The 7,469-nt window shown below is 73.3% G+C and carries 8 protein-coding genes and 2 pseudogenes; 7 read left to right on the forward strand and 3 right to left on the reverse strand.

Annotated features, from left to right (window positions below):
* A partial coding sequence (locus tag H5J33_RS17215) for an ABC transporter substrate-binding protein (protein ID WP_181795811.1) occupies positions 1 to 659 on the reverse strand: 659 nt, incomplete at its 3' end.
* A 117-nt stretch (positions 660 to 776) separates the two neighbouring features.
* Here H5J33_RS17215 and H5J33_RS17220 point away from each other — a divergent pair.
* Positions 777 to 1,277 (forward strand): SCO4402 family protein, encoded by a 501-nt coding sequence (locus tag H5J33_RS17220; protein WP_181795812.1) that lies wholly within the window; start codon positions 777 to 779, stop codon positions 1,275 to 1,277.
* Positions 1,278 to 1,329: 52 nt separating this feature from the next.
* Complete coding sequence (purU, locus tag H5J33_RS17225; RefSeq protein ID WP_181795813.1) at positions 1,330 to 2,211, forward strand: formyltetrahydrofolate deformylase; 882 nt, start codon at positions 1,330 to 1,332, stop codon at positions 2,209 to 2,211.
* Positions 2,212 to 2,233: 22 nt separating this feature from the next.
* On the opposite strand, the gene H5J33_RS17230 is transcribed toward purU, so the two are convergent.
* A complete protein-coding gene (locus H5J33_RS17230) occupies positions 2,234 to 2,752 on the reverse strand; it encodes an EF-hand domain-containing protein (RefSeq protein ID WP_181795814.1) in 519 nt (172 codons plus the stop codon).
* A gap of 189 nt (positions 2,753 to 2,941) precedes the next feature.
* Positions 2,942 to 3,322: an STAS domain-containing protein gene (locus H5J33_RS17235; RefSeq protein WP_181795815.1), complete on the reverse strand. Its 381-nt coding sequence runs from the start codon at positions 3,320 to 3,322 to the stop codon at positions 2,942 to 2,944.
* 335 nt (positions 3,323 to 3,657) lie between these two features.
* Between H5J33_RS17235 and H5J33_RS17240 the strand changes: the two are divergent.
* The 5 genes and pseudogenes from H5J33_RS17240 to H5J33_RS17260 all read left to right on the forward strand — a co-directional run.
* Positions 3,658 to 4,182: pseudogene (locus H5J33_RS17240) on the forward strand (sigma-70 family RNA polymerase sigma factor); the annotation flags it as partial.
* Positions 4,177 to 4,479: pseudogene (locus H5J33_RS17245) on the forward strand (glycosyltransferase family 9 protein); the annotation flags it as partial. The pseudogenes H5J33_RS17240 and H5J33_RS17245, both read left to right, overlap by 6 nt.
* The gene (locus tag H5J33_RS17250) at positions 4,476 to 5,438 is read left to right on the forward strand and encodes a glycosyltransferase (RefSeq protein WP_181795816.1); all 963 of its coding nucleotides are present in this window, start codon (positions 4,476 to 4,478) and stop codon (positions 5,436 to 5,438) included. The pseudogene H5J33_RS17245 and the gene H5J33_RS17250, both read left to right, overlap by 4 nt.
* Positions 5,435 to 6,667 (forward strand): glycosyltransferase, encoded by a 1,233-nt coding sequence (locus H5J33_RS17255; RefSeq protein ID WP_181795817.1) that lies wholly within the window; start codon positions 5,435 to 5,437, stop codon positions 6,665 to 6,667. Before H5J33_RS17250 ends, H5J33_RS17255 begins: the two co-directional genes overlap by 4 nt.
* On the forward strand, positions 6,664 to 7,359 hold the full coding sequence (locus tag H5J33_RS17260; protein WP_181795818.1) for an SIS domain-containing protein: 696 nt from the start codon (positions 6,664 to 6,666) through the stop codon (positions 7,357 to 7,359). Before H5J33_RS17255 ends, H5J33_RS17260 begins: the two co-directional genes overlap by 4 nt.
* Positions 7,360 to 7,469: the final 110 nt, after the last annotated feature.

The raw sequence follows: 7,469 nt of genomic DNA on the forward strand, positions 1-7,469 counted from the left end.
GGGTGAGGGCGACGAAGGGGTTGCCGAAGAACTCCAGGACCGAGCAGCGTGGGCAGCTGGTCGCCGGCGATGCTGTCGGGGCGGACCAGGGCGACGTTGCCGCAGCCGGCCGCGAGGGCCCTGCCGAGGCCGGCCAGCAGGGCGGGCTGGCCGCCGTTGACCGGGTAGGACATCGTGCCGGTGAACTCGTCGTTGGTGACGCCGTAGCCGCCGATGTAGGGGATGCCGGCGCCCTCCAGCGGGGCGAGGAAGGAGTCGCCGAACTGGCTGTAGGAGCCGACGACCGCGACCACGTTCCCGGCCGCGGCCCGCTTGGCGCACTTGGCGGCGCCCACGCTGTCGTTGTGGTCGTTGCAGGTCAGCACCTTCAGCTCGCGGCCGTGGATGCCGCCGTGCGCGTTGACCCACTTCGCGTAGGCGAGGGCCATGGCGGGCATGCCGGGCTTGTTGGTCGCGTCGGTGTCCTGCGGGGCCCAGGTCATCACCGTGACCGGGTCGTCCCCGGAGCCCCCCGTGGCACCGGGGACGACCCCGCATGCGGCGGTGAGCGACGCGCACAGGGCCACGGCGCTCACGGCGAGCGCGCCGGCCCGGACGGGGCGGGAAGAGCGGGAAGAGGCGGGAACGGGGATGGTGCGAGTGCGTCGCCTGCCGGTCATGGACACGCACGATTCCCTCACACCGCTAACCCCTGAGTGACCCTTGGTCAACGAAGGGTGGCGCCGAGGTGAATTACGGGGGCCGGTGGGCGGTGGCGGGCGCGGAACGTACGATCGGTGACCGTGCAAGGTTCGGAGAACTCTTCCCGTCGCGGCCGCCGCTCCTCCACCATGGGCGGCATGCCCCTCAACGACATGCCGTGGTGGCGGTGGCGCAGCAACGTGCGCTCGGCGCTGCACATGCTCTCCGACCCGGTGTTCCAGCGCGAGGTCTGGCTGGCCGGGGTCGACGGCTACGGCGACGTCACGGACGCCGTGTACCGGCTGGTGGAGGACACCTGGCTGGACAACTGGTCGGCGGAGAAGTACGTCGGCACGATCTTCCGGGACTCGCAGGAGGCGGCGCTCGTCGACACCGCCGTGCTGCGGCTGCTGCGGATCATGCACCAGGTCGGCCCGGACGCGCCGGTCGCCGCGTACCTGGACCACCCCGGCTGGCCGGAGGCGGTGCGGGCGGCGCGGGACGCGCACGTGCGGATGTCGGTGAGCGACGGGGACGACCCGGACACGGCCCCGAGGAGCCTGGAGGTCCTGCGCATCCTGACGCGTTCCGCCTAGCGGCCCGGGCGGGCGGCACGCGCGGGCCTGCCGGTATGGGACCCTGTAGTGCATGACAGACCAGTCCGCTTCCGCCGCCGCCCCGGCCGACCAGTACGTGCTGACGCTCTCCTGCCCGGACAAGCAGGGCATCGTGCACGCCGTGTCCAGCTACCTGTTCATGACCGGCTGCAACATCGAGGACAGCCAGCAGTTCGGCGACCGCGACACGGGACTGTTCTTCATGCGCGTCCACTTCTCGGCCGAGGCTCCGGTGACGGTGGACAAGCTGCGGGCGAGCTTCGCCGCGGTCGGGGACTCCTTCCACATGGACTGGCAGATCCACCGGGCCGACGAGAAGATGCGCATCCTGCTCATGGTCAGCAAGTTCGGGCACTGCCTGAACGACCTGCTGTTCCGGGCGCGGATCGGCGCGCTTCCGGTGGAGATCGCCGGCGTGGTGTCGAATCACACCGATTTCGAAGAGCTGGTGGGTTCGTACAACATTCCCTTCCACCACATCCCGGTCACCAGGGACACCAAGCCCGAGGCCGAGGCCAAGCTGCTGGAGCTGGTGCGCGAGGAGCGGGTCGAACTGGTCGTCCTCGCCCGCTACATGCAGGTCCTCTCGGACGACCTGTGCAAGCAGCTCAGCGGCCGGATCATCAACATCCACCACTCGTTCCTGCCGAGCTTCAAGGGCGCGAAGCCGTATCACCAGGCGCACGCGCGGGGCGTGAAGCTGATCGGCGCGACGGCGCACTACGTCACCGCGGACCTGGACGAGGGGCCGATCATCGAGCAGGAGGTCGAGCGGGTCGGGCACGGTGTGACGCCGGACCAGCTGGTGGCCATCGGCCGGGACGTGGAGTGCCAGGCGCTGGCGCGGGCCGTCAAGTGGCACGCCGAGCGGCGCATCCTGCTCAACGGCCGCCGGACCGTGGTGTTCGCCTGAACCCGGGCGCTCCGGGCGGCGCTCACGGCTGCTCGGGCACCGTGAAGTAGCGGGCGAAGGCCGGGACGACGTCCCGCTCGTCGATCCTTCCGTCGCCGTCGGTGTCGAGCGCGGCGGCGGCCGTTTCCGCCGGGCCGGGCGGTACGTGCAGGGCGCGCAGGACCCGGGCGGCGTCGGGGACGGTGATCCGCCCGTCGGCGTCCGTGTCGGCCACCGCGAGGGCCGCGTGCAGGAAGGGGCGGGCGATCTCGGCGAACCGGCCGGGGTTGTCGCGCAGCCGCTTGACCGCGCCGGTGACGAACTCCTGGCGGGTGATGCGCTGGTCGCCGTCCCGGTCGGCGATGCCGGCCATGCCCTGCCAGAACGCCTCCGCGCCGGCGTACAGCGCCTGGCCCGGGGCGGAGCGGGCGGGCACGGCGAACTCGGCGAGCAGGGCCTTGGCCGCCGCGCTGAAGTCCTCGCGGTCGATGTAGCCGTTGCCGTCCTGGTCGAAGCCGGCGAACCGGGCGGCGATCCGGCGCTCGTACTCGGTGCTGACCATGTGGGGGGCCGCCTTACGTGTGCGTCGTACATGGGGGGTCCCCGGGGCCGGGTGGGTCCGCGGGGCCTGGCTGGGAGCGTACGACGCGGGTGGCCGTCGAATGGCGGAAAACCGACGATTGTGCCAAGACCGGGTGAATCCCGCGACAACGCCGTGGCGGGACCGGGACGTTGTCACACCGGCGGACGCTCAGGCGGACAGCGGTCCCGCCTCGTCCGTGGTGGCGGAGTCGAGGTCGGGGTGGACGTCGAAGAGCCGGCGGACGCCGAGCGCGCCGAGGACGCGGTTGACGTGCGAGCCGTCGACGGCGCCCCGGTCCGGCAGGATCAGCCGCAGCCGGCCCTGGCAGGAGCGGATCAGCCGGCGGGCGGCGATGAGCACCCCGACCCCGCTGGAATCGCAGAAGAACACGTCGGAGAGGTCCACGACGAGGCTGTGGTGTCCCTCGGCGACGGCGTCGTGCACATGCTGGCGCAGCACCGGCGAGGTCATCAGGTCCAGTTCCCCGGAGACCCGGAGCACGGCCCACCGGCCTTGCTCCACGCCGGTCACCTTGAATGCCACGGCCATGCCCCTCCGCTCGCCGGATGCCCCGGAACCGCCCGGAAACGGAAGCAGTTCCTACGTTTCCTTTCGCGCGGCTGCCCAGCGGCCGTTCCCTGAAACGTGACGCCGCAAACGGCGGTTGATCAATAAGGGGCTTAATTCAGTCATCAACGAACGTCTTTGATCAAGTCTGTGCGTGACTCGCGTGAAGGTTGTGTGAAGGGGGCACTATCACGGGAGGTGGCTCCGGGGGCGCACATTGGCACAAAGGGGCGTGCCCTGTCGCAGGGGCCGATTACATTCGAGGGCGCGGGGCCGGCCGGCCCGGCGGCCACCATACGGTGAGGGGAGGGGACCGCATGGCCAGGGACGACCTGTCGCCCCGGTGGGACCGCAAGATGCAGCAGCGGCTCGCCCGCGGTGAGGCGGCGGCCCTCGGGGAGATGTACGACCGGTTCGCCTCCCTCGTGCACAACCTGGCCCACCGCGTCCTGGACGACGAGCGGGCCGCCGACTCCGTCACCCGCGAGGTCTTCGCCCGCGTCTGGGAGCACCCCGAGGGCTAGGACCCCAAGGAGGGCCCGCTGCGCTCCTGGCTCGCCGAAGTCACCCAGCGGATCGCCGTGCGGCGGCTGCGGGACCGGGAGGAACGGGAGCAGCCGCTGCGCGCGGAACGGGAGAGCACGGTCCGGCGCGCCTCGGTCGCCGCCCGTGCCGACTACATCGTCCACTCCATGCCCGCCCCGCTGCGGGCCGCCCTCGACCTGGCCTACAACCAGCGGCGCGACTACCGCCAGGCCGCGGCCGACCTCGGCGTCACCGAGGACGAGGCCCGCCGCAGGCTCCGCCTCGGCCTCCAGCTCCTGGCCACCGCCCACGACGCCGGCACCCTCGCCGGGGTGCTGAGCCTGGCCGACGTCGTGATCAGCGCCAACACCGGCCCCGCGCACCTCGCCGCCGCCGTCGGCACCCCGGTCGTCTCCCTGTTCGCGCCGGTCGTACCCGCCGAACGCTGGGCGCCCTACGGCGTCCCCGTCATCCTGCTCGGCGACCAGTCGGCGCCCTGCGCGGACACCCGGGCCCTGACCTGCCCGGTGCCCGGCCACCCCTGCCTGGACGAGGTCACCGGCCAGGACGTGGTGCGCGCGGTCCACAAGCTCATCCAGGAGCGGCCCTCATGAACATCCTCGTCTGGCACGTGCACGGATCCTGGCTCACCGCCTTCGTGCAGGGCCCGCACACCTACCTCGTCCCGGTCACCGAGGACCGCGGGCCCGACGGCCTGGGCCGCGCGCAGACCTGGGAGTGGCCCCCGTCCGTCCGGGAACTCACCCCCGCCGAACTCCGCGACGCCGACATCGACCTGATGGTCCTCCAGCGGCCGCACGAGCCCGATCTGGCCCTGCGCTGGACCGGCCGCCGGCCCGGCCTCGACGTCCCCGCCGTCTACGTCGAGCACAACAGCCCCGACGCCGCACCCGAACGCCAGCGCCATCCGCTGGCCGGGCAGTCGGCCGTCCCCGTGGTGCACGTCACCCACTTCAACCGGCTGATGTGGGACAACGGCCGGGCCCCCACCGAGGTCGTCGAGCACGGCGTCATCGACCCCGGCCCGCTGTGGACCGGCACCGAGCGGCGCGCCGCCGTCGTCGTCAACGAGCCGGTGCGCAGGGGCCGTACCACCGGCACCGACCTGCTGCCCCGGTTCGCCCGCCACGCCCCCCTGGACGTCTTCGGCATGCGCACCGAAGGTCTCGCCGGCCACCTCGGCCTGCCGCCCGGACGCTGCCGCGCCCGGGACCTGCCCCAGCACGAGCTGCACCGGGAGATGGCCCGGTGCCGGCTGTACCTGCACCCCGTGCGCTGGACCTCGCTCGGCCTGTCCCTGCTGGAGGCCATGTTCCTCGGCATGCCCGTGGTCGCCCTCGACACCACCGAGGTCCGCGAGGCCGTTCCCGAGGGCGCCGGAGTGGTCTCGAACCGGCTCGACGTACTGGAGGACGCCGTACGGGCCTTCCTCGCCGACCCCGAGCACGCCCGCGCGACCGGCGCGGCGGCCCGTGCCGCCGCCCGCGCCCGCTACGGAGAGCGGCGCTTCCTGGACGACTGGGAGCGCCTGATCAAGGAGGTCACCCGATGAGCCGCATTCCGCACTCGGCCGGGCGCGTCGCCATGGTCTCCGAGCACGCCAGCCCCCTGGCCGCGCTCGGCGGGCCGGACGCGGGCGGCCAGAACGTGTACGTGGCGCAGGTCGCCCGGCAGCTCGCCAGGAAGGGATACCGGGTCACCGTGTACACCCGGCGGGACTCGGTGGGGCTGCCGGACCGGGTGACGCTCATCGACGGCGTCCAGGTGGTGCACGTGCCCGCCGGGCCGCCCGCCCCCGTCCCCAAGGACGAACTCCTGCCCCACATGAGCGAGTTCGGGAACTTCCTGGCCCGGCAGTGGGCACAGCACCCGCCCCACGTGGTGCACGCCCACTTCTGGATGTCCGGCCTGGCCGCCCTGGCCGGCGCCCGTGACCTGAACATCCCCGTCGTGCAGACCTACCACGCGCTGGGCACCGTCAAGAAGCGCTACCAGGGCGCCGCCGACACCAGCCCCCCGCAGCGCCTGGCCGTCGAGGAGGCCATCGGCCACGAGTGCGCCCGGATCATCGCCACGTGCAGCGACGAGGTGGCCGAACTGAAGGCCATGGGCCTGCCCGAGGACCGGATCAGCGTCGTGCCCTGCGGCGTCGATCCCGAACAGTTCACCCCGGTCGCCCACACCCGCCCGCCCGGCGCCCGCAAGCGGCTGCTGGCCGTCGGCCGGCTCGTGCCCCGCAAGGGCTTCGACCGCGCCATCCGCGCCCTGGCCGGCGTCCCCGACGCCGAACTCCTCATCGCCGGCGGCCCCGAGGCCGACCTGCTGCGCACCGAACCCGAGGCCGCCCGTCTGTACGGCATCGCCCGCGAGTACGGCGTCATGGACCGGGTCACCCTGCTCGGCGGGGTCGGCCGGGCCCGCATGCCCCGGCTGATGTCCAGCGCCGACCTGGTGCTGTCCCTGCCCCGCTACGAGCCCTTCGGCATCGTCCCGCTGGAGGCCATGGCCTGCGCCACACCCGTCGTCGCCACCGCCGTCGGCGGCCAGCTCGACACGGTCGTGGACGGCACCACCGGCCTGCTCGTCCCGGCCGACGAGGACCACGACCTCGGCGCGGCCCTGCGCGCCCTGCTCGCCGACCCCGGCCGGCTCGCCCGCTACGGAGCCGCCGGCCGCGCCCGGGTCCTCGCCCACTACACCTGGGACCGGGTCGCCGACGGCGTGGCCGGGGTGTACGGCGCCGTGTCCCCGATCCGCTCGCTCTCGGGAGTCGTCCGATGAACACCGCCACCGGCACCACGCACTGCGACGACCTCGCCAAGGCCCTGGAGGCGTTCCGCGACCACGCCCCCCTCCTCGAGCGCTGGGGCACCGAACTCGCCCGGCGGCTCGGCTCGGGAGCCCGGCTGCTCGTCGCCGGCAACGGCGGCAGCGCCGCCCAGGCCCAGCACCTCACCGCCGAACTCGTCGGCCGCTACCGCGACGACCGCCCGCCGTTCTCCGCGCTCGCCCTGCACGCCGACACCTCCTCCCTCACCGCGATCGCCAACGACTACGGCGTCCAGGACGTGTTCGCCCGCCAGACCGCCGCCCACGGCCGCCCCGGGGACGTGCTCCTGCTGCTGTCCACCAGCGGCGCCAGCGCCAACCTGCTGTCCGCCGCCGAGCGCGCGCACCGGCTCGGCATGACCGTGTGGGCCCTGACCGGGCGGTCCCCCAACCCGCTGCAACTCGGCGCGGACGAGGCCCTGTGCGTCGACGCCCCCGTCGCCGCCACCGTCCAGGAACTCCACCTCGTCGCGGTGCACATGCTCTGCGAGACCTTCGACCGGGCGGTGGAGCGCGAGGCCGCCGACGGCACACCCGCCGCCGACGGCAAACCGGGAGTGGTCGGGCGGCTCGTCGGCCGGGCCCGCACCGTCGGCCGGACCACGCCCGGCACGCCCGTCGCCCCGCGGAAGGGACAGGCATGACCGACACCCCGACGCCCCTGGTCGTCGTCGGCGACGCCCTGCTCGACCACGACCTGTGCGGCCGGGCCGAACGGCTCGCCCCGGACGCGCCGGTACCCGTCGTGCACGGC

The organism is Streptomyces sp. WELS2 (genome assembly GCF_013870595.1).
Classification (GTDB): domain Bacteria; phylum Actinomycetota; class Actinomycetes; order Streptomycetales; family Streptomycetaceae; genus Streptomyces.

Bases quoted from the DNA above. Each gene is read 5' to 3' on its own strand.
- H5J33_RS17230 (WP_181795814.1), bottom strand. From the start codon at position 2,752: ATGGTCAGCACCGAGTACGAGCGCCGGATCGCCGCCCGGTTCGCCGGC.
- H5J33_RS17260 (WP_181795818.1), top strand. From the start codon at position 6,664: ATGAACACCGCCACCGGCACCACGCACTGCGACGACCTCGCCAAGGCC.
- purU (WP_181795813.1), top strand. From the start codon at position 1,330: ATGACAGACCAGTCCGCTTCCGCCGCCGCCCCGGCCGACCAGTACGTG.
- H5J33_RS17250 (WP_181795816.1), top strand. From the start codon at position 4,476: ATGAACATCCTCGTCTGGCACGTGCACGGATCCTGGCTCACCGCCTTC.
- H5J33_RS17255 (WP_181795817.1), top strand. From the start codon at position 5,435: ATGAGCCGCATTCCGCACTCGGCCGGGCGCGTCGCCATGGTCTCCGAG.
- H5J33_RS17235 (WP_181795815.1), bottom strand. From the start codon at position 3,322: ATGGCCGTGGCATTCAAGGTGACCGGCGTGGAGCAAGGCCGGTGGGCC.